Raw genomic sequence first — 20100 nt, forward strand, 5'->3', positions numbered from 1 at the left:
ACTGGAGGAACGCACATGAAGCGCAGCAAGGGCTACCGCGCCGCGGCGGAGAAGATCGACCGGGAGCGGCTGTACAGCCCGGTCGAGGCCGTGAAGCTGGCCAAGGAGACCGCGGTCACCAAGTTCGACGCGACCGTCGAGGTCGCCATGCGGCTGGGCGTCGACCCGCGCAAGGCCGACCAGATGGTCCGCGGCACGGTCAACCTGCCGCACGGCACCGGCAAGACGGCCCGCGTGCTCGTCTTCGCCGTCGGCGCCAAGGCGCAGGAGGCCGAGGCCGCGGGCGCCGACATCGTCGGTTCGGACGACATGATCGAGCGGATCCAGGGCGGCTTCCTGGACTTCGACGCCGTGGTCGCGACGCCGGACCAGATGGGCAAGGTCGGCCGGCTCGGCCGGGTGCTCGGTCCGCGCGGCCTGATGCCGAACCCGAAGACCGGCACGGTCACCATGGACGTGTCGAAGGCCGTCACCGACATCAAGGGCGGCAAGATCGAGTTCCGGGTCGACCGGCACGCGAACCTGCACTTCATCATCGGCAAGGCGTCCTTCGACGAGCGCCAGCTGGTGGAGAACTACGCCGCGGCGGTCGACGAGATCCAGCGTCTCAAGCCGTCCGCCGCGAAGGGCCGGTACGTCAAGAAGGCGGCGCTGACCACGTCGATGGGCCCGAGCATCCCGGTGGACCCGAACGCGGTCCGCAACCTGACGGCCGAGCTCGAAGAGGCCTGATCGAGCCCGGCACAGAACGCCGAACAGGGCGCTCCCCAGTACGGGGGGCGCCCTGTTCGCTTTTCACCGGGCCGCGTTTCCGGGTCGCGTTCAGCGGGACGCGACCGGCCCCGACCTCTGCTCCGCCGCTAGATTCGGCGCTCGGATCGTCGGCGAAGGGGATGCGATGGGCGGGACGCGGCGTCGGGACGTCCACCGGCTGTACGACGTGCTCGCCGCGGCCTCGGAGGACGCCCCCGAGGCTCCGGCGCTGTCGGTCGACGGCACGACGTGGACGTTCCGGGAGTTGCGCGCCTGGACGGACGCGCTTAGCGCCCACCTGTCCGTGCGGTGCTCTCCTGGGGCGCGGGTGGCGCTGCTCGCGCACAACCGGCTGGAGTACGTGGCGGCCTATTACGGGGTCCCGCGCGAAGGCAGGATCCTGGTGCCGCTCAACCAGAGGCTGCATCCGCGCGAGTGGGCCGACCAGGTCGTCCGCTGCGGCGCCGAGCTCGTCATCGGGGAGCCGGAGCTGCTGGAGAGGCTGGCCCGCGAGGGAGGGCTTCCCCCTGACCATCCGCCGCTCGTGGACGTCGCCGACCTTCCTTGGGACGGCCCGGCCCCCTCACCGGAGGGCGACCGTGATCCGGGGGAGGTCGCCTGGCTGATGTTCACCAGCGGCACGACCGGCCGGCCGAAGGGCGTGCGGCTCACCCACAGGAGCCTGCTCGCGGGCGTCGCGGTCACGGCGTCGGGGCGTCCCGTTCTGCCGGACGACGTGTTCTGCACGCCGTTCCCTCTGTGCCATGTGGCGGGTTACCAGGTCGTCCTGCATCACCTGTTCCGGCGGCATGCCGTCGTGATGCGCCGGTTCGGTCCGGCCGTCCTGGTGGACGCGGCGCGCCGGCACGGTGTCACGAACCTGTCGCTCGCCCCGACGATGCTGGAGGATCTGCTGTCCCACCTTGAGGGGGACCCGGCGGCGCTGGAGGCGCTGCGGGCCACCGTCCGGGTGATCGCGTACGGTTCGGCGCCGATGCCGGTGCCGCTGCTGCGCCGTGCGGACGCGGTGCTCGGCTGCGACCTGAACCAGGGGTACGGCATGACCGAGCTGTCCGGCAACGCGACGTTCCTGTCCCCGGCGGACCACCGCGCCGCGGTCGCGGGGAGGCCGGAGCTGGCGGCGTCGGCGGGCCGTCCGGCCGGCGGCGTGGAGATCGCCGTGATCGGCGAGGACGGGTCGCGGCTGCCGCCCGGCGCGCAGGGCGAGGTCGCCGTCCGGGGAGCGCAGACGGCGGACGGGTACTGGGACGATCCCGAGGCGACCGCCGAGGCGTTCGCGGGCGGCTGGTTCCGCACCGGCGACGCGGGCCGCGTGGACGGGGACGGCTACCTCTACCTCGCCGACCGGCTCAAGGACGTGATCATCACGGGCGGGGAGAACGTCTCGTCGCGCGAGGTCGAGGACGTCCTGCGCACGGTCCCGGGGGTCGGCGAGGTCGCGGTGGTGGGGCTGCCCGATCCGCGCTGGGGCCAGTCGGTCTGCGCGGTGATCGTGCCGGACGGCGTCCCGCCGCGGGAGGAGGACCTGACGGCGGCCTGCCGCGCCCGGCTCGCCGGTTTCAAGACGCCGCGGCGCGTCGAGTTCGTGGCGGCCCTGCCCCGCACCGGCACCGGCAAGATCCGCAAGTCCGCCCTCCGCGCCGCGCTGACCGATCGCCCCGAAAGCCCCTGAAAGGGCGGATACACGGCTCGGAGTCCGCAACCGGACAATTTGGTATCCGATTGTTTTGTTACCGGCGAGGAACCTGGTGTTGAATTGCCGCGTGAAGCGTCGTACCGATCGGGCCATCGCCATCTCCGCCGTGACCGCGGTGGCCGTCGTGCCCACGGCGATCCTGATGGTGGTGAAGATCGGGGGCGATTCGCCCAAGGACTCGGGGGCGCTGCCTCCCTCCGCGGCGATGGCCCAGCGCGACCCCGCCAACCCGAACGGCGCCGCGTCCGCCACGGTCTCCCCGGGCACGCCCGGTGCGCCGGGACCGGGGGCCGCCCCGGGCGCGAGCGCGCGTCCCGGAACGCGCGCGCCCGGAAACGGGGGCGCCGCGCACGGCCTGCCGACGGCGCCGCCCCAGCCCGGCCCCAGCCTGCACTCCTTCACCCGCAAGACGGACATGAAGGTGACGGTCGGGTCGGACGGCGACTACCGGCACGCCACCGAGACGGCCTCGTTCACGCTGTGGCCGAAGTTCGCGATGAGCGCCACCGGCGTCACGCAGACGATGAAGGGCGGCGAGCTGTCCAAGGTCACCCAGAAGGTGATCGTCCAGGGGAGCACGCTCAAGGGGTTCGACGGGCAGAAGTGGACGCGGTCCACGCTGACCCCGGCGCAGCTGGGCACCCTGCAGAACGGCTCCGACCCCCGGCAGTTCACCTTCATGATCGGGACGCTGCCCGGCATGACGGCGGGCGAGCCGGACGCCGCCGGGCTGACGCGCTTCACCGCGCAGGCGCTCATGGGAGGCGTGTACGGGCTGCTGCCGCAGGACGCGGCGACGGCGTTCCGCAAGTGGGTGCCGGACGACACCGGATGCGGGCTCGATCTGCTGGCCGACAGCGAGGCCCGCCCGACCACGATCAGCCTCAGCGCGCAGGCGCCCGGCGCGGGGCTCGCCGGGTCGATGACCTTCGGTTCCTTCCGCTGACGCGGGTTCGCGAGGCCGGATCACCCTGACGTCGGGCCAGGGGGCGGCTACGCCGTTGGTCGTACCGCGAGGGGCCCCATTCGTACCACCGGGGGATGCCGCGCCGTTAGCGCCCGAAGAGACTGGGAACACCAGCAGGGCGACAAGGGAGGCTCAACCCTCATGAACCGACGATTCGTGGTGGCCGCCGGCGGCACCGCCGTGGGCGCCGCGCTCCTCCTGTCCGGATGCAACGGGGACGGGTCGGAGAACAACACCGGCAACATGAAGCTCAGCGCGAACCAGGCGCTGCTGAAGGCGTCCGAGAAGACCGGCAAGGCCGACACGTTCAAGGCCGACCTGACGGTGACGGGCACCGGTGACGGCGGCGGGAAGGTCCACGCCAACGGGCAGTTCCGGCTGCGCCCGTCGCTGGAGTTCAGCGCGAAGCTGGACGACTTCAGCCAGAACGGGCAGAGCATGCCAGGCGCCAAGGGCCAGGCCGTCTTCACCGGCAACGTGCTGTACGCGAAGGTCCCGCAGCTCGCGCAGTTCGTCAGCGGCGGCAAGCCGTGGGTGAAGATCGACGTGAACCAGATGCAGCAGCGGACCGGCTTCGACGTCCGGGGCCTGGTCGACCAGGTGCAGAAGGTCGACCCCGCCGAGCAGACCAAGATGTTCACCGGCTCCAAGGACGCCCGCAGGGTCGGCACCGAGACGGTCGACGGCGTCAAGACGACGCACTACGCCGGGACGGTCACCGTCGACGAGGCGCTGAAGCGGCTGGACGCGCAGGCTCGCACGAAGGTGCAGCAGTGGCTGCCGAAGGACCGCGCCAACGGCAAGATCAATTTCGACCTGTGGACGGACGGCGACAACCTGCCGCGCAAGCTCGTCTCCAAGGCGACCGGCTCGCAGGGCGAGAACGGCTCGGTGACCGTCCTGTACAGCGACTACGGCAAGTCGTTCAAGGTGAACACGCCCCCGTCCGACCAGGTGGGGCAGCTGTCCCTCCAGGGTCTCCTCGGCGGCAACTGAGAACGGTGAACCTCAGCGGGGTCGTTTGCGTCTGATGTACCGTTCGGCCCCATTGCTGGGTGCCAAGGAGACCAAGGAGAACCCCCTGATGATCCGTCGTTTCGCGGCAGGCACGGCGCTGGCCACCGGCCTCGCCCTCTCGCTGACCGGCTGCCTCGGGGACGCCGGGAAGACGGTGGACGACGCCGGCAAGGGACTGCGGCTGTCCGCGGCGCAGGTCCTCGGCAAGGCCGCCGAGAAGACCGGCAAGATCGACTCGTTCCAGGCCGACCTGACGATGAAGATGACCGGCTCGTCGACGGGCGACGTGTCGATGAACGGCACGATGCAGTACCGCACGAAGCCCGATCTGGCCTACAGCATGAACTTCGGGCAGATGACGGTCGCGGGCAAGTCGACGTCCGGCATGGAGCAGCGGCTCGTCGGCCGGACCATGTACATGAAGATGCCGATGCTGTCCCAGCTCGGCGGCGGGTCCAAGCCGTGGATCAAGATCTCGCTGGACGAGCTGGGCGCCAAGTCCGGGATGAACATCGACGAGCTGCTCCAGCAGTCCCGGCAGATGGACCCGGTGCAGAACACCAAGATGCTGACGGCGTCCAAGGACGCGCGCGAGGTCGGCAAGGAGACGATCGACGGCGTCCAGACGACCCACTACACCGGCACGTACCGGATGGAGGACGCGGTCGCCAAGCTGTCCCCGGAGACGCGGGAGGCCTACCGCAAGAGCCTCGGCACGACGGGACTGCAGGCCATGCACTTCGACCTGTGGGTGGACGGTCAGCAGCTGCCGCGCCAGATGACGATGAAGTCGACGGAGTCGACGCAGGGCGACATGACCATGACGATGAAGTACCGCGACTACGGCAAGCCGGTGCAGGTCACCGAACCGCCGGCGAGCGAGGTCACGGACTTCGGCGAGATCATGGGCCGGCTCGGCGGCGGCACCGGGACGCCCGGCGCCTGACCCGGGCCTGAGCGCGACCGAGGGACCGCACCCCGTCCGGGGCGCGGTCCCTCGCTCCGTCTCCCGATTTGGCCTCGTTCAGCGAGGCCGCGTATGCTGTCCGATGCCGAAGACCGCCGGTCGTCACCTCCCGCGAGGTGACCGAAGGACCCGACTCTGTTCGGGCGGCCTGCGTAGGTGAGACGAGAGCTTCCCGCATGGCCTCTGTGCCGTGCCTGGACGCCCCGTGCGCCTGCGCCGGGGCGTTTTTTGGTGGATCGGCGCCCCAGTTCGTCCAGCGGACTGCGGCGCGGGTCGGACCACCCAGGTAATCGGAAGGAGGGCTATGGCCAAGGCCCACAAGGACGCGGCGATCGCCGAGCTCAAGAACGAGTTCGAGAGCTCCAACGGCGCCGTGCTGACCGAGTACCGCGGGCTTTCCGTCGCGCAGGTCAAGGAGCTGCGCGACAACCTCGGCGAGACCGCGCGGTTCCGCGTGGTGAAGAACACGCTGACCAAGCGCGCCGCGAACGAGGCCGGTGTCGACGAGCAGTTCCGTGAGCTGCTCGAAGGCCCGTCGGCCATCGCGTTCGTCCGCGGCGACGTGGTCGAGGCCGCCAAGGGCCTGCGCGACTTCGCCAAGACGAACCCGATGCTGGTGATCAAGGGCGGCTTCATCGACGGTCAGTCGATGGACGCGGCCGAGATCACCAAGCTGGCGGACCTCGAGTCGCGCGAGGTGCTCCTCGCGAAGCTGGCCGGTGCGATGAAGGGCTCGATGGCCAACGCCGCCGCGCTGTTCAACGCCCTGCCGACGCAGGCCGCCCAGCTCGCCGAGGCGCTGCGCGCCAAGCGCGAGGCCGAGGGCGAGAGCGCCGAGGCACCCGCCGCCGAGGCGTCCGCCGAGTAGGCAACCCGCGGTTCCGTACCACCCCAGATCACAAGCCATAGCGGAGGAATCATCATGGCGAAGCTCAGCACCGACGACCTGCTCGACGCCTTCAAGGAGATGACCCTTCTCGAGCTCTCCGAGTTCGTGAAGCAGTTCGAGGAGGTCTTCGACGTCAAGGCCGCCGCCCCCGTCGCGGCCGTCGTCCCGGGCCAGGGCCCGGCGCCCACCGAGGAGGCCCCGGCGCAGGACGAGTTCGACGTCATCCTCGAGGGTGCCGGCGACAAGAAGATCCAGGTCATCAAGGAGGTGCGCGCCCTGACGAGCCTCGGCCTCAAGGAGGCCAAGGACCTGGTCGACGGCGCGCCGAAGCCGCTGCTGGAGAAGGTCAACAAGGAGACGGCCGACAAGGCCAAGGAGGCCCTGGAGAAGGCCGGCGCCTCGGTCACCGTCAAGTAACGACGCTCCGGAGCACCGGAGCCCGCGCGGCTCCACCGCTCTCCAAGGAGGCGGTCACCCCGATGGGGTGGCCGCCTCCTTTTGCTTGTGCGGGGGCCCGGCCGCGGCCGGTGGGCGGCCTTGTCGTGGAACGTGGAGGAGCCATGCCGGGAAGGTCCGTTTTCTGTGCTGAGGTGACAAACGCCTGCGGGAAACCGTGCGCCCCGGCGGGTTGTGCGGCTTCCCGCCCCCGGCGTAGCGTCCCGTTCTGACGCTGTGGCCACACCCGGCCGCTCACGTCTCCGCGGTGCGGCGGGCCGCACGGTCGCGGCCGTCCCCGGGCACCCCGGTCTTGAGGCTCCGGTTCTTGGACCACTAGTCTCATAGGCGCCGTAAGTAACGATTGTCTTACGACGTCGCATTTAGCCGCTGATCTGGGTGGGAACCCCTTCCATTTGGACGGGGGGCCGCTACGGTGGTGGCACCCGTCACGGCTACCGGACGGTAGCAATGCGGCGGACACGCGGTGTGACGACCGAACGCGGCGTGGAGACAGAGCGCGGTGTGACGACAGAAAGAGCCTGAGTGCTACTCGCTCATTGGTTCGGGATTCCCCCGGCCTGGACGAAAGGTGACGAGTGGGCGTCGAGATCAGAGTCGAGGGCCTGACGAAGTCCTTCGGCCGCCAGGTGATCTGGCAGGACGTGTCGCTGACCATTCCCGCAGGTGAGATCTCCGTTCTCCTGGGTCCGTCCGGCACCGGAAAGTCGGTCTTCCTGAAGTCCCTCGTGGGGCTGCTCAAGCCCGACCGCGGGCACATCTGGATCGGCGACAGGGACCTGCCCTACCTGCCCGAGTCGCAGCTGTACGACACCCGGAAGCTGTTCGGCGTCCTGTTCCAGGACGGCGCCCTGTTCGGCTCCATGAACCTGTTCGACAACATCGCGTTCCCGCTCCGCGAGCACACCAAGAAGTCCGAGTCCGAGATCAAGCGCATCGTCATGGAGAAGATGGACCTGGTCGGTCTTCTCGGTGCCGAGCACAAACTTCCCGGTGAGATCTCCGGCGGTATGAAGAAGCGCGCCGGCCTGGCCCGCGCGCTCGTCCTGGACCCCGAGATCCTGCTGGTGGACGAGCCGGACTCCGGCCTCGACCCGGTCCGCACCGCGTTCCTGAACCAGGTCTTCATCGACCTCAACGCGCAGATCGGCGCGACGTTCCTGATCGTCACCCACGACATCAACACCGCCCGCACCCTCCCGGACAACATCGGCCTGCTGTACCAGCGGCACCTGGCGATGTTCGGGCCGCGGGAGATGCTGCTGTCCAGCGAGGAGCCGGTCGTCCGGCAGTTCCTCAACGCCAGCAAGATCGGCCCGATCGGCATGTCCGAGGAGAAGGACGAGTCCGAGCTGGAGGCCGAGGCGAAGATGGGCCACGACCCGGGCAAGCTGCCGCCGATCCCGCCGCAGCAGATGCCGAGCAACGGGCTGATCCGCACCGGCATGCACGCGCCCGGCGCGTGGTGCGCGGCGCACGGCGTCACGCCCCCGCCCGGCTCGTTCATCGACGACCTCGGCCGCAACTGGGTGGAGGAGTGGCCGCGGTACGTGGCGTCCATGACCCCCGTCGGCGCCCCCGCGGGCGGCGCGCACGGGGCGCCCGGCGCCATGCCGCCCTCCGGTCCTCCGCCCGGCGGCCCCGGGGGCCAGTTCCCCGGCAACCCGCCGCCCGGCCGGCCGGGAGCGGGTGCAGGCTACTGATGTCCACTCCTGGTATCGGCGCGGACCAGCGAGGGGCAGGGAAGGGCGGGGGCTCTTCGGCGACGTTCCGCAAGATCGGGGACGGCGCGGCCAACGTCGCGATCAAGGAACCGGGCCGCTTCTTCGCCCTGTGCCTGGACACCGGGCGCGCCATGTTCCAGTGGCCGTTCCAGTGGCGCGAGTTCATCCAGCAGGCCTGGTTCATCGTCAGCGTCACCGTCGTCCCCACGATGCTGGTCGCCATCCCCTTCGGCGGCGTGCTGTCCCTGCAGGTCGGCGGGCTGATCCGGCAGCTCGGCGCGCAGTCCTACACCGGCGCGACCGCGGTGGTCGCGATCGTCCGGGAGGCCAGCCCGCTGGTCACCTCGCTGCTGGTCGCGGGCGCCGCAGGGTCGGCGATGTGCGCCGACATCGGCTCCCGGAAGATCCGCGAGGAGATCGACGCCATGGAGGTGCTGGGCATCAACCCCCTGCACCGCCTGGTGGTGCCGCGGATGCTCGCCTGCGCGTTCGTCGCGCTGTTCCTCAACGGGCTGGTCTCGGTGGTCGGCCTGCTGGGCGGCTACTTCTTCAACGTGATGCTCCAGGGCGGCACCCCCGGCGCCTACCTGGCGTCCTTCAACGCCATCGCGCAGCTGCCCGACCTGCTGCAGGCCGAGTTCAAGGCGTTCGTCTTCGGCATCACCGCGGGCCTGGTCGCCGCCTACAAGGGCCTGAACGCCAAGGGCGGGCCCAAGGGCGTGGGCGACGCGGTCAACCAGACCGTCGTCATCACGTTCATGCTCCTGTTCCTGGAGAACTTCCTGATCTCCACGCTGTACTTCCAGTTCGTCCCGTCGAAGGGGATGTAGATGACCGCCCCTGGCAAGACGGGCAAGGCCGCCCGGCGGGTGGTGAGCGCGCCGCTCGACCGGCTGGACGACTTCGGCCACCAGATGTCGTTCTACGCCGGCGCGTTCGCGTGGGTGTTCCGGGTGCTGCGCCGGTACCGCAAGGAGGTGCTGCGGCTGCTGGCCGAGGTGAGCCTCGGCACCGGCGGCCTCGCGGTGATCGGCGGCTCGGTGGTGATCGTCGGGTTCATGACGTTCTTCACCGGCAGCCAGGTCGGCCTGCAGGGCTACGAGTCGCTGAACCAGATCGGCACGGCCGCGTTCACCGGGTTCGTCGCGTCCTACTTCAACACCCGCGAGATCGCGCCGCTGGTGTCGGCGCTCGCGCTGTCGGCGACGGTCGGCTGCGGGTTCACCGCCCAGCTCGGCGCGATGCGGATCTCCGACGAGATCGACGCGCTGGAGGTCATGGCCGTCCCGTCGATGCCGTTCCTGGTCACCACCCGGATGCTCGCCGGGATGATCGCGGTCATCCCGCTGTACATCGTGGGCCTGCTCGCCTCCTACGGCGCGACCCGGGTCATCGTGACGATGTTCTACGGCCAGTCGACCGGCACCTACGACCACTATTTCCATCTGTTCCTACCGCCGTACGACATCTTGTGGTCGTTCGGAAAAGTGATCGTCTTCGCGGTGCTGGTGATGCTGATCCACTGCTACTACGGCTACCACGCCTCCGGCGGCCCGGCGGGCGTCGGCGTGGCGGTGGGCCGCGCGGTGCGCACCAGCATCGTGGTGATCAACGTGGTCGACCTGATGCTCGGCATGGCGATCTGGGGCACGACCACCAGCGTCCGGATCGCGGGGTGACGGCGATGGGCGAACGTCTGCGCTTCCGCATCCTCGGCGCGTCCATGGTCGTCGTGATCGTTCTGCTGCTGGCGCTGACCGTGGCGCTGTACAACAAGGCCTTCACGCCGACGCTCGACGTGAAGGTGCGGAGCGAGCGGGCGGGGCTGCAGCTGCTGCCGCACTCGGACGTGAAGGTCCGCGGCCTGATCGTCGGCGAGGTGCGCGGCACCGACGCCGACGCGCAGGGGGCGACGCTCCACCTGGCGCTCGACCCGGGCAAGGCGAAGCTGATCCCGCGCAACGTGCAGGCGCGGCTGCTGCCGAAGACGCTGTTCGGCGAGAAGTACGTGGATCTGGAGATCCCGGCGCAGGCGGGCGCGCTCGGGCTGCGCTCCGGCCAGGTGATCCAGCAGGACCGCTCCCAGGCGGCCGTCGAGATCGACAAGGTGCTGAACGACCTGCTCCCGCTGCTGCAGGCGGTGAAGCCGGCGGAGCTGAACGCGACGCTGAACGCCCTGGCGACGGCGCTGCAGGGCCGCGGCGACCAGATCGGCCGGAACCTGGAGGAGGCCGACGAGCTGCTGCGGAAGGTCAACCCGCAGCTCGGCACGCTGGTGCACGACCTGAACGCCCTGGCCGACGTCTCCGACATCTACAACGCCGCGGCGCCCGACCTGCTGCAGACGCTCCGCAACCTCAACGTCACCAGCCGGACGATCACCGACAAGAAGGCCACGATCGAGCAGCTGATCCCGGCGACGACCGCGCTGGCCCAGGACGGCGACGTGTTCATGCGGCAGAACGCCCCGAAGATCATCGGCTTCAACATCGCGAACCGGGACGGCCTGGACCTGATCGCCCGCTACTCGCCGTCCCTGCCGTGCGTCTTCGCCGGGCTGATGAAGCTCAAGCCGGAGTCGCAGCGGGTGGCCGGCGGCAACGGGTCCAAGACCTTCAACCTGACGGTCGAGATCGTCAAGCCCGTGCCGGGCTACAAGTACCCGCTGGACAAGCCGGAGGCGAAGGACCAGCGCGATCCGCGCTGCTACGGGCTGCCGAACCCCAAGGTCCCGTCCCCGACCTACCTCGCGCTGGACGGCACGCAGGACGACCTGTGGTGGAAGAACCCCGATGACCCGAACGCCGGCGGGAGCCGCGGCCGGGCGCTGTCGAACGTCTTCGTCGACCCGGGCTCGATGAGCGAGAAGGACAAGATCAAGAACGTGCTCGGACCGGTGACGCGGACCCGCGCCGACCAGCTGTCCGACGTCGCGGCGCTGATGTTCGGGCCGCTGCTGGGCGACGGATCGGTGGTGACGGTCAAGTGAGGACGACCAGTGCGGCGATCAAGCTGGGGATCTTCGTGGTCGTCACCTCGCTGGCCACCGGGGTGCTGGCGATGACGATCTCCAACATGCGGTTCCGCGAGACGACCACCTACAAGGCGATCTTCTCGGACGTGACGGGCCTGCTCGACAAGGACGACGTGCGCGTCGCCGGCGTCCGGGTCGGCCAGATCGAGCACATCGAGTTGTACAGGGGCGACAAGGCCGAGGTGACGTTCAGCCTCCAGAAGGAGAGCGTGTTCAAGGCGGGGCTGCCCTCGTCCACCCGGGCGCAGATCCGGTACCGCAACCTGATGGGCCAGCGGTACCTGGCGCTGACCGACGGCGCGGGCCAGGCCAACGACTACCTCAGGCCGGGCGGGACGATTCCCGTCGCGCAGACCACGCCCGCGCTGGACCTGACGACCCTGTTCAACGGGTTCCGGCCGCTGTTCCGCGCGCTGGAGCCCAAGGACGTCAACACGCTCGCGATGCAGATCATCCAGGTGCTCCAGGGCGAGGGCGGGACGATCAACAGCCTGCTCGCGCACGTCGCGTCGCTGACCAACACGCTCGCCGACCGGGACAAGGTCATCGGCCAGGTGATCGACAACCTGAACACCGTGCTCGGCACCATCGACGAGCGGCACACCGAGGTCAACCAGCTGATCACGGACCTGCGCGGGTTCGTCAGCGGGGTCTCGGGGGACCGCCAGGCGATCTTCGACTCGGTGGCGGCGATCAACGATCTGACCGGCACCACGCAGGACCTGCTCGCCGACGCCCGCCCCGGCATCCGCAACGACATCGCGGGGCTGCGCAAGCTCACCGCCACGTTCGACGCGAACGGCAAGGAGCTCGACGCGGGCCTGCAGCGGACGCCGAAGCGGCTGGAGGGGCTGGTCAACATCTCCTCCTACGGCTCCTGGTTCAACATGTACATCTGCGGTCTCGACGCGCGGGTGCGGCTGCCGGGCGGACCGGTCTACCAGACGCCGGCGATCGTGAACGAGAACGCGAGGTGCAAGTAGATGAGGATCCCGTTCCGGGAACGCAACCCGGTCCCCATCGGGCTCTCCGCGTTCGCGATCATCATCGTGCTGGTGGTGCTGGCGATGAACCTGGAGAACATCCCGTTCATCGCCGGCGGCAAGACCCACACCGCCGCGTTCCGGGAGGCGGCCGGGCTGCGGGCCGGCGAGGAGGTCCGCATCGCGGGCGTCAAGGTCGGCAAGGTCACCGGGCTGGAGCTGGACGGCGACCACGTCAAGGTCACCTTCCGGGTCGACGACGGCGTGCGGCTCGGCGACCGCACCGAGGCCGACATCAAGATCAAGACGGTGCTCGGCGCGCACTACCTCGCGCTCACCCCGCGCGGGCGCGGGCGGCTCGGCCGCAACGTCCCGATCGAGCGGACGCACACCCCGTTCGAGGTCGTGCCCGCGATCAGCGAGCTGAGCCAGCGCGTCGGCGCGATCGACGTGCAGCAGGTCGCCAAGTCGTTCGACGTGCTGTCGGACACCTTCAAGAACTCCCCGGAGGAGGTCAGGGCCTCCCTGCAGGGGCTGCGCCGGCTGTCCAACACGGTCGCGTCCCGCGACGACGAGCTGCACGAGCTGGCCGGCAAGGCCAAGGACGTCTCCAAGCTGCTCGCCGACCGCAACCAGGACTTCGCCAAGCTCGTCCAGGACGGCGACAAGGTGCTCCAGGCGGTGCAGGCCAGGCGCGAGGTGATCCACCAGCTGCTGATCAACACCGTGACCCTGTCGCAGCAGGTGAACGCGCTGATCAACGAGAACGACCGGCAGCTGCGCCCGATGCTGGACAACCTGGCCAAGGTCAACCGGATCCTGCTGAAGAACCAGAACAACCTGGACCGGATCCTCCAGCTGTTCGCGCCCTTCGCCCGGCAGTTCTCCGACGTGACGGGCACCGGCCGCTGGTTCGACTCGTGGATCCAGAACCTGATCCCGATCCCCGCCTCGATCCAGAACCCCCCGTCCGGCGGAGGCGCGACGACGAACAGGCAGGGCGCCCGCCCGGGCGGCGGATCGCCCGGCCCCGGCAAGACCGGCAACAGCGACAACCCGTTGCCCTTCCTCCCGTGAGCAGGCAGGTCACCAGTGCGTAACTCCACGAGCATCCTTCGCCTGGGCGGCGCGATCCTCGCCGTCGCGGTGCTGGCCGCCGTGCTCCTGCTGGTCCTCCAGGAGCCGGGGCAGCGCCACATGACGGCGTACTTCACCAAGGCGGTCGGCCTGTACAAGGGCGCCGACGTCCGCATCCTCGGCATCCCCGTCGGCGAGGTCACCAGCGTCGAGCCCGTCGGCGACGCGGTGAAGGTCGAGCTGAGCTACGACGCGAAGTACAAGGTCCCCGCGGGCGCGCAGGCCGTGATCGTCAACCAGACGCTCGTCGCCGACCGCTACGTCCAGATCACGCCCGTCTACAAGGGCGGCGCCGTCCTGGCCGACGGCGCGACGCTGGGCACGAACCGCACCGCGGTGCCGGTCGAGGTCGACGAGGTCGGCGGGAGCCTGAACGAGCTGTCCAAGGCGCTCGGCCCGCAGGGCGCGAACGCGCCCGGCGCGAACGGCGAGCAGGGCTCGCTGTCGCGGCTGCTCCAGGTCGGCGCGGCGAACCTGGACGGGCAGGGCGAGGACATCCGGCAGACGATCGCCGACGCGTCCAAGGCGCTCAGCACGCTGAGCACCGACCGCGGCGACGTGGCCGAGACGATCAAGAACCTGCGGATCATCACCGACGCGATGAAGGCCAACGACCAGCAGATCAAGTCGTTCTCCGGGCACCTCAACGGCGTCTCCGGGCAGCTGGCGGGGGAGAAGGAGGAGCTGAGCGCGGCCCTCAACACCCTGGCCCCGACGCTGAAGAACGTGCAGCGGTTCGTCAAGGGCAACCGCACCGAGCTGGCCGCCAACGTCCGGCAGCTCGCGCAGATCACCGGTGTGCTGGTGAAGGAGAAGGGCGCGCTCACCGAGATCCTCACCGCGGGCCCGCTCGCCGTCAACAACCTGGCCCGCGCCTACGACCCGATCAGCGGCACGATCCACACCCGCGACAACTTCCGCCAGTTCCACAACCTGGCCGACTGGATCTGCTCGCTGGCCTACTCGGTGGGCACGCCCGCCAAGGAGTGCCTCGACTTCGTCACGCCCTACAACGGGATCGGCAAGGCGCTGACCGGGTTCAGCCTGGACCTGTCCTGGATCACCGCGCTGACCACGCACTACGACCCGGTGCCCGTCCCGCCGGACGCCTACGGACCGCAGGGCGGGCCCGGCAAGTCCGGCAAGACGAGCACCACGAACAAGACCGCGGCGACCGGAACCCAGAAGAAGCCGACGGACATCACGGCGCTGCTGCCTGGAGGTGGCCGATGAGCAGGCGGTCGATGAGCAGGCGGTCGATCGGCAGGCGGTCGATCGGCAGGTCGATCGGCGGGGCGCGGCTGCTCGGCGCCGCCGCGCTCGCGGGCGTGACGGCCCTGTCGGGCTGCTCGTTCAACGGCGTGGAGTCGCTGCCGCTGCCCGGCGGCCCCGACCTCGGCCCGCACCCGCGCACCGTGAAGATCGAGTTCGCGAACGTGCTGGACCTCGTCCCGCAGTCGGCGGTCAAGGTCAACGACGTGTCGGTGGGCAAGGTCGAGAAGATCGAGCTGGCCGGCGAGCCGGGCGGCGGGACGGGACAGGGCGGTCAGGGAGGCTGGCACGCGGTCGTCACGGTCAAGTTCCGCGGCGACGTCAAGCTCCCCGACAACGCGATCGCCACGGTCAGCCAGACCAGCCTGCTCGGCGAGAAGTTCGTGCAGCTCGAACCGCCGAAGAACGAGGCGCCGGTCGGGGAGCTCTCCGACGACGACCTGATCCCGCTGAACCGCACGTCCCGCGGCACCGAGATCGAAGAGGTGCTGTCGGCGATGTCGCTGCTGCTCAACGGCGGCGGCCTGGAGCAGGTCTCCACGATCAGCCACGAGCTGCAGGCCGCGATGGGCGGCCGGGAGTCCACGATCAAGTCGGTGCTGCAGCGGGTGAACACCTTCGCCGGGACGCTGGACCAGAACCGCGCCGCGATCACCCGGGCGCTGGACAGCATCGACCGGCTGACCGGCAAGCTGTCCGACGAGCGCAAGACGATCCAGGACACCATCGACAAGACCGGACCCGCGATCGCCGTCCTCAACCGCAACCGGGCCGACCTCACCAAGATGCTGGTCGCGCTGAACAAGCTCAGCCGCACCACCACCTACGTGATCGACCAGTCCAAGGCCGACATGCTGGCCAACCTGCGGGACCTCGACACGATCCTGCGCAACCTCAACAAGGCCGGATCGGACCTGCCGAAGTCGCTGGAGACGCTGATCACCTTCCCGTTCCCCGCCACGTTCGAGAACGTCATCGCGGGCGACTACGGCAACGTGCGGCTCACCGTCGACCTGGACTTCGAGTCCATCGCGCAGAACCTGCTCGGCGGCACCGACCTGGAAGGGCTGCTCGGCAGCGGCAAGCAGATGCGCGGCATGCTCCAGGTCCCGAACGTGACGCTGCCGGACTCCCCGCTGGGCGTCCTGCCGCAGGCGCCGGGCGGCGGCGGGAGCCAGGGCGGGCTGCCGGGCCTGCCCGGCGGCGCCACACAGACCCCAGGGAAGCCGGCCGGCACGAACGACCAGGGACGGCCGGGCGCGCTCGCCCCCGACCCCGGTGACGGCGGTCTGCGGACCCTGATGACGGGGGGCCTCTCGTGATCCTCAAGCGCGGCGTCATCATCCAGCTCATCGCCTTCGCGGTCATCACCGTCGTCGGCGTGGCGATCGTCTCGGTCAACTACATCGGCATCGGCCGCGACCTGCTCGGCAAGCAGTACATCGCCTACGTCGACCTCACCGACTCCGGCGGCGTGTTCACCAACGCCGAGGTCACCTACCGGGGCGTCCCGGTCGGGCGCGTCGGCCCCATCGAGCTGACCAAGGACGGCATCCGCGTCAAGCTGCTGCTGGAGCGCGGCAAGCGGATCCCGCGCGAGGGCACCAAGGCCGTCGTGGCGAACCGGTCGGCGGTCGGCGAGCAGTACATCGACCTGGAGCCCACCACGAAGTCCGGGCCCTACATGGACCAGGGCGACCCGTACACCATCCCGCGGAGCCGCACCACGCTGCCGGTTTCCACGGCCGAGCTGCTGCGCAACGTCGACTCCCTCGTGGGCTCGGTGAACACCAAGGACCTCGGGGTCATCGTGGACGAGCTGGACAAGGCGTTCTCCGGCTCCGCCTCGGACCTGCAGTCGATCCTGGACGACACCGACCGGCTGCTGAAGACCGCCAACGAGGCCTACCCCGACACCGAGCGGCTGCTGAACAACGGCGTGACCGTCCTGGACACCCAGCGCGGCCAGGCCGCCAACATCCAGGGCTTCGCCCGCAACCTGAACGCGCTGACCACCTCGCTCCGCAACGACGACCCGGCGCTGCGAAAGACCATCGACAACGCGCCGGGCGCGGTGGACGAGACCCACAAGGCCATCAACCAGCTCGCGCCGACGCTGCCCGTCCTGCTGGCCAACCTCACCACCACCGGCCAGGTCATCGCGTCCCGCAAGGCCGGCCTGCGGTCGCTGTTCATCCTCTACCCGGTGACGGTCGCGGGCGCGTTCACCGTCACGCCCGGCGACGGGACCCAGCACCTGGGCCTCGACCTGAACATCGACGCGCCTCCCGCCTGCACCCAGGGCTACGAGAAGGTCAAGCACCGCTGGCCGCAGGACACCTCGAAGAAGAAGCCGCGCCTGGACGTCGGCTGCAAGGCGCCCCGCAACGCCCCCACGGCCGTGCGCGGCGCCCGCAACTTCCCGCGTGACGCCATCGCACCGTTCCCGCAGGTCCCCGCGGGCGCCACCACCGGCGCCGGGTTCCCCGAGGGCGGCGCGTACGGCACCCGCGGGGACGGCGGCGGCAGCGGCGACGGCGATGGCGGCAAGACGGACGCCAAGGGCTCCGGCAAGACCAAGGCGAAGGCCGCGGCCGCCCCGACGGGCCAGCTCGCGGACGGAAACCTGTACCTGTCGTACCCGGCCGGTTCAGTCGAATTCGCTGGATACGATCCATCGACGGGCGCGGTCTACGGCCCCGATGGCAAGCGCTACGTCATGCCGCGCAGCGCCGGTACACGCCAGTTGGGAGAGGAATCCTCGTGGAAGTGGCTCCTGCTCGGACCGCTGAGCCAGTGAGGCGGGCACGATGAGGCGCCGTCTACCCCTGATCACCGCGATCGTGCTGAGCGTCGTCGTGGTGGGGCTCGCCATCGCGTCCGGTTGGCTGGGCGTGGTCTCCCTCCGGAACAGGGACGAGGCCGACCAGAAGGCGAAGGCGATCCAGTCGGCGCGCCAGATGGGCGTCAACCTGATGTCGCTCAGCGCCGCCACCGCCCAGCGCGACCTGGACCGCATCGTGGGCGGCACCACCGGCGACCTCAAGAACAAGCTGGGAAGCCAGTCGAACGCCTTCATGCAGCAGATCACCAAGGCCAAGGCCAAGTCGACGGTCAGTGACGTCGACGCCGCGCTGGTCTCCATCGACGGCGACTCCGCCGAGGTGATGGTGTCCCTCACCGGGACCGTCACCAACGACAAGGTGCAGAACGGTACGCCGCAGGGCTACCGGTACCAGATGGACCTCACGCGGGTCGACGGCCGCTGGCTCGTGTCCGGACTGGAGGTTGTCCCGTGACGATCAAGGCGGATCGAGCGGCCAGGGCCGAGGAGGCCGCCGAGGCGGCGCGCCTGGCGGAGGAGGCCGCGGCGAAGGCCCGGGAGGCCGCGCGGCTCGCCCAGATCGCCGCGGACGAGGCGGCCGCCGCCGAAGAGGCCGCGGCGGACGAGGCGCCGGACGTGGAGCCGGACGTGGAGCCGGGGGAGGACGTCCCGGAGGAGGCTCCGAAGGCCCTCAAATCCCCCAAGAAGCCTCGTCGCGGCCGGAAGGCGTCCGAAGTCACGTCCGATGAGGACGAAGCCGCAGAGGGCGACTCAGCGGCGGAGACGGACGCCGAGGCCCTCGCCGATGACGACGCCAAGGCCGTCAAGACGACCAAGGTCGCAAAGAGCACCAAGGGCGCCAAGGCCGCCGAAGTCGTAGAGGCCGAGGAAGACGCTGAGGCCGAGGAAGACGGCGAGGCCGAAGAGGCCGAAGACGCTGCTGAGGCCGAGGAGGACGCCGAGGCCGCGAAGCCTGCGAAGGCCGCCAGGACCAAGCGTCTGAACCTCAAGAAGCCCGCCAAGGCGACCGACGAGGACGCTGAGGATTCCGAGGACGACGACGAGCCGGAGGGCCGGTCCCGGCTGGGCGGCAGGTCGACCGTCATCGCCGTCCTGGCCGTCCTGGCGATCGCGCTCGCGGCCGGCACCACGGCGCTGGCGTTGAAGGTCCGCGAGCAGAACGCGACCGAGCAGGCGTCCAAGGAGGCGTCCTTCGCGGCGTCCCGCGCGGCCCAGAAGCTGTCCTCGTACGACTACCAGACGCTGGACACCGACCTGAAGGCCGCGTCCGCCACCACGACGGGCAAGCTGCACACCCAGTACGACAAGCTCGCCTTGCAGCTCAAAACCGTCGCCGTCCAGCAGCAGGCCGTCTCCAACACGACCGTGATGAAGGTCGGCGTCGTGAGCGCGACCCCTGACAAGGTCGTGGCGCTCGTCTACGCCAACCGGTCCTCGGCGACCAAGAGCGACAAGCAGCAGCGCCTCCCGGAGCCCCTGCGCATCAAGCTGACGATGGTCAACAAGGACGGCAAGTGGCTCGCCTCCGAGCTGACCGTCCTCTCCTAGACGGCCGTCTCTCCCGGCGTCTTCCAGATGCCCGTCGCGGCCTCTGGACGAGTCGCTGTTAACCCTCCCGGGCCGGACCTAGCCGAGGTCGCGGGTCGCGCGGCCGCCGGGCGCGCGACCCGCCGCCTGCGGCGATTCGCGGGCTGTCAACCCGGATCCCTAAACTATGGCCTTCCTCACTGCAGGTCAGGGCCTGAAAAGTCCAAGTCCGCTCTTGACTGAGAGGCGCTGAGGGGCGATGCTCCATGGCAACGTGATGCATACTGCGGCGCTAGAGTTGCGAGCGGTGTACCGGTTCGGCTACACTGCCCCTTTGCGCTGCCCTCTGACTATCCACGTGTGAGAGCACCCCTGTGAAGGTCCGGTTTGGGCCTCTTTGAGGGTCCGATTTGGACCTCTTCGAGCAGGTCTCGATCGTGGATCGTCTGGCGTGCGTGTCATCTGTTACGCCGCGAGCCCTCGGAAGGACCACTCTTGGCAGCCTCGCGCAACGCCTCGAATACCGCAACCGGTCCGAACCGCGTCTCCTTCGCGCGCATCAAGGAGCCGCTCGAAGTCCCGGACCTCCTTGCTCTGCAGACCAACTCGTTCGACTGGCTGCTGGGCAACGAGAGGTGGAAGGCCCGGGTCGAGGCGGCCCAGAAGGCCGGAAGTAAGAGCGTCCCGACGCAGTCGGGGCTGGAGGAGATCTTCGAAGAGATCAGTCCGATCGAGGACTTCTCCGGGACCATGTCCCTGTCGTTCCGGGATCACCGGTTCGAGCCGCCCAAGTACTCCGTGGAGGAGTGCAA

At 69.6% G+C, this 20100-nt stretch carries 19 protein-coding genes; all 19 read left to right on the forward strand.

Going from position 1 to position 20100, the window contains the following annotated elements; translation table 11 throughout:
* Positions 1–15: 15 nt before the first annotated feature.
* Positions 16–732 carry a 50S ribosomal protein L1 gene (gene rplA, locus AB0C84_RS21375; protein WP_179845901.1) on the forward strand — a complete coding sequence of 239 codons (717 nt, stop codon included), beginning with the start codon at positions 16–18 and terminating at the stop codon, positions 730–732.
* 166 nt (positions 733–898) lie between these two features.
* Positions 899–2446 (forward strand): AMP-binding protein, encoded by a 1548-nt coding sequence (locus tag AB0C84_RS21380; protein WP_361068877.1) that lies wholly within the window; start codon positions 899–901, stop codon positions 2444–2446.
* Between the two features lie 91 nt (positions 2447–2537).
* Positions 2538–3416, forward strand: coding sequence for a hypothetical protein (locus AB0C84_RS21385; protein ID WP_361068880.1), 879 nt, complete (start codon positions 2538–2540; stop codon positions 3414–3416).
* Positions 3417–3578: 162 nt separating this feature from the next.
* Positions 3579–4433, forward strand: a complete 855-nt coding sequence (locus tag AB0C84_RS21390; protein ID WP_361068883.1) for a hypothetical protein — start codon at positions 3579–3581, stop codon at positions 4431–4433.
* An 88-nt stretch (positions 4434–4521) separates the two neighbouring features.
* Positions 4522–5400: a DUF6612 family protein gene (locus tag AB0C84_RS21395; RefSeq protein ID WP_361068886.1), complete on the forward strand. Its 879-nt coding sequence runs from the start codon at positions 4522–4524 to the stop codon at positions 5398–5400.
* A 325-nt stretch (positions 5401–5725) separates the two neighbouring features.
* Positions 5726–6289 (forward strand): 50S ribosomal protein L10, encoded by a 564-nt coding sequence (gene rplJ, locus AB0C84_RS21400; protein WP_179845905.1) that lies wholly within the window; start codon positions 5726–5728, stop codon positions 6287–6289.
* A 54-nt stretch (positions 6290–6343) separates the two neighbouring features.
* A complete protein-coding gene (gene rplL, locus AB0C84_RS21405; RefSeq protein ID WP_258943708.1) occupies positions 6344–6727 on the forward strand; it encodes a 50S ribosomal protein L7/L12 in 384 nt (127 codons plus the stop codon).
* A 617-nt stretch (positions 6728–7344) separates the two neighbouring features.
* A complete protein-coding gene (locus tag AB0C84_RS21410; RefSeq protein WP_258943709.1) occupies positions 7345–8469 on the forward strand; it encodes an ABC transporter ATP-binding protein in 1125 nt (374 codons plus the stop codon).
* Between the two features lie 152 nt (positions 8470–8621).
* A complete protein-coding gene (locus AB0C84_RS21415; RefSeq protein WP_229810621.1) occupies positions 8622–9320 on the forward strand; it encodes an ABC transporter permease in 699 nt (232 codons plus the stop codon).
* Entirely contained in the window at positions 9321–10169 is an 849-nt protein-coding gene (locus AB0C84_RS21420; protein ID WP_179845907.1) for an ABC transporter permease, read from the forward strand.
* Between the two features lie 5 nt (positions 10170–10174).
* Positions 10175–11479 (forward strand): MCE family protein, encoded by a 1305-nt coding sequence (locus AB0C84_RS21425; RefSeq protein ID WP_258943710.1) that lies wholly within the window; start codon positions 10175–10177, stop codon positions 11477–11479.
* A complete protein-coding gene (locus AB0C84_RS21430; protein ID WP_361068892.1) occupies positions 11476–12507 on the forward strand; it encodes an MCE family protein in 1032 nt (343 codons plus the stop codon). The genes AB0C84_RS21425 and AB0C84_RS21430 overlap by 4 nt, the downstream gene beginning before the upstream one ends.
* Positions 12508–13584 carry an MCE family protein gene (locus tag AB0C84_RS21435; RefSeq protein ID WP_361068894.1) on the forward strand — a complete coding sequence of 359 codons (1077 nt, stop codon included), beginning with the start codon at positions 12508–12510 and terminating at the stop codon, positions 13582–13584.
* A gap of 15 nt (positions 13585–13599) precedes the next feature.
* A complete protein-coding gene (locus tag AB0C84_RS21440; RefSeq protein ID WP_361068902.1) occupies positions 13600–14877 on the forward strand; it encodes an MCE family protein in 1278 nt (425 codons plus the stop codon).
* Positions 14874–16238: an MCE family protein gene (locus AB0C84_RS21445; RefSeq protein WP_361068905.1), complete on the forward strand. Its 1365-nt coding sequence runs from the start codon at positions 14874–14876 to the stop codon at positions 16236–16238. Before AB0C84_RS21440 ends, AB0C84_RS21445 begins: the two co-directional genes overlap by 4 nt.
* Positions 16235–17716 (forward strand): MlaD family protein, encoded by a 1482-nt coding sequence (locus AB0C84_RS21450; protein WP_361068908.1) that lies wholly within the window; start codon positions 16235–16237, stop codon positions 17714–17716. The genes AB0C84_RS21445 and AB0C84_RS21450 overlap by 4 nt, the downstream gene beginning before the upstream one ends.
* Positions 17717–17726: 10 nt before the next feature.
* On the forward strand, positions 17727–18215 hold the full coding sequence (locus AB0C84_RS21455) for a nuclear transport factor 2 family protein (protein WP_179845914.1): 489 nt from the start codon (positions 17727–17729) through the stop codon (positions 18213–18215).
* Entirely contained in the window at positions 18212–19309 is a 1098-nt protein-coding gene (locus AB0C84_RS21460) for a hypothetical protein (protein ID WP_361068912.1), read from the forward strand. The genes AB0C84_RS21455 and AB0C84_RS21460 overlap by 4 nt, the downstream gene beginning before the upstream one ends.
* A 474-nt stretch (positions 19310–19783) precedes the next feature.
* Positions 19784–20100: hypothetical protein (locus AB0C84_RS21465; RefSeq protein WP_361068915.1), on the forward strand; the 317-nt coding region annotated here is incomplete at its 3' end.

Origin of the sequence: Actinomadura sp. NPDC048955, assembly GCF_040649435.1 — a bacterium.
GTDB classification, from domain to species: domain Bacteria; phylum Actinomycetota; class Actinomycetes; order Streptosporangiales; family Streptosporangiaceae; genus Spirillospora; species Spirillospora luteofluorescens.

Bases quoted from the DNA above. Each gene is read 5' to 3' on its own strand.
- rplA (WP_179845901.1), top strand. From the start codon at position 16: ATGAAGCGCAGCAAGGGCTACCGCGCCGCGGCGGAGAAGATCGACCGG.
- AB0C84_RS21380 (WP_361068877.1), top strand. From the start codon at position 899: ATGGGCGGGACGCGGCGTCGGGACGTCCACCGGCTGTACGACGTGCTC.
- AB0C84_RS21390 (WP_361068883.1), top strand. From the start codon at position 3,579: ATGAACCGACGATTCGTGGTGGCCGCCGGCGGCACCGCCGTGGGCGCC.
- AB0C84_RS21395 (WP_361068886.1), top strand. From the start codon at position 4,522: ATGATCCGTCGTTTCGCGGCAGGCACGGCGCTGGCCACCGGCCTCGCC.
- rplJ (WP_179845905.1), top strand. From the start codon at position 5,726: ATGGCCAAGGCCCACAAGGACGCGGCGATCGCCGAGCTCAAGAACGAG.
- rplL (WP_258943708.1), top strand. From the start codon at position 6,344: ATGGCGAAGCTCAGCACCGACGACCTGCTCGACGCCTTCAAGGAGATG.
- AB0C84_RS21415 (WP_229810621.1), top strand. From the start codon at position 8,622: ATGTTCCAGTGGCCGTTCCAGTGGCGCGAGTTCATCCAGCAGGCCTGG.
- AB0C84_RS21420 (WP_179845907.1), top strand. From the start codon at position 9,321: ATGACCGCCCCTGGCAAGACGGGCAAGGCCGCCCGGCGGGTGGTGAGC.
- AB0C84_RS21425 (WP_258943710.1), top strand. From the start codon at position 10,175: ATGGGCGAACGTCTGCGCTTCCGCATCCTCGGCGCGTCCATGGTCGTC.
- AB0C84_RS21435 (WP_361068894.1), top strand. From the start codon at position 12,508: ATGAGGATCCCGTTCCGGGAACGCAACCCGGTCCCCATCGGGCTCTCC.
- AB0C84_RS21445 (WP_361068905.1), top strand. From the start codon at position 14,874: ATGAGCAGGCGGTCGATGAGCAGGCGGTCGATCGGCAGGCGGTCGATC.
- AB0C84_RS21455 (WP_179845914.1), top strand. From the start codon at position 17,727: ATGAGGCGCCGTCTACCCCTGATCACCGCGATCGTGCTGAGCGTCGTC.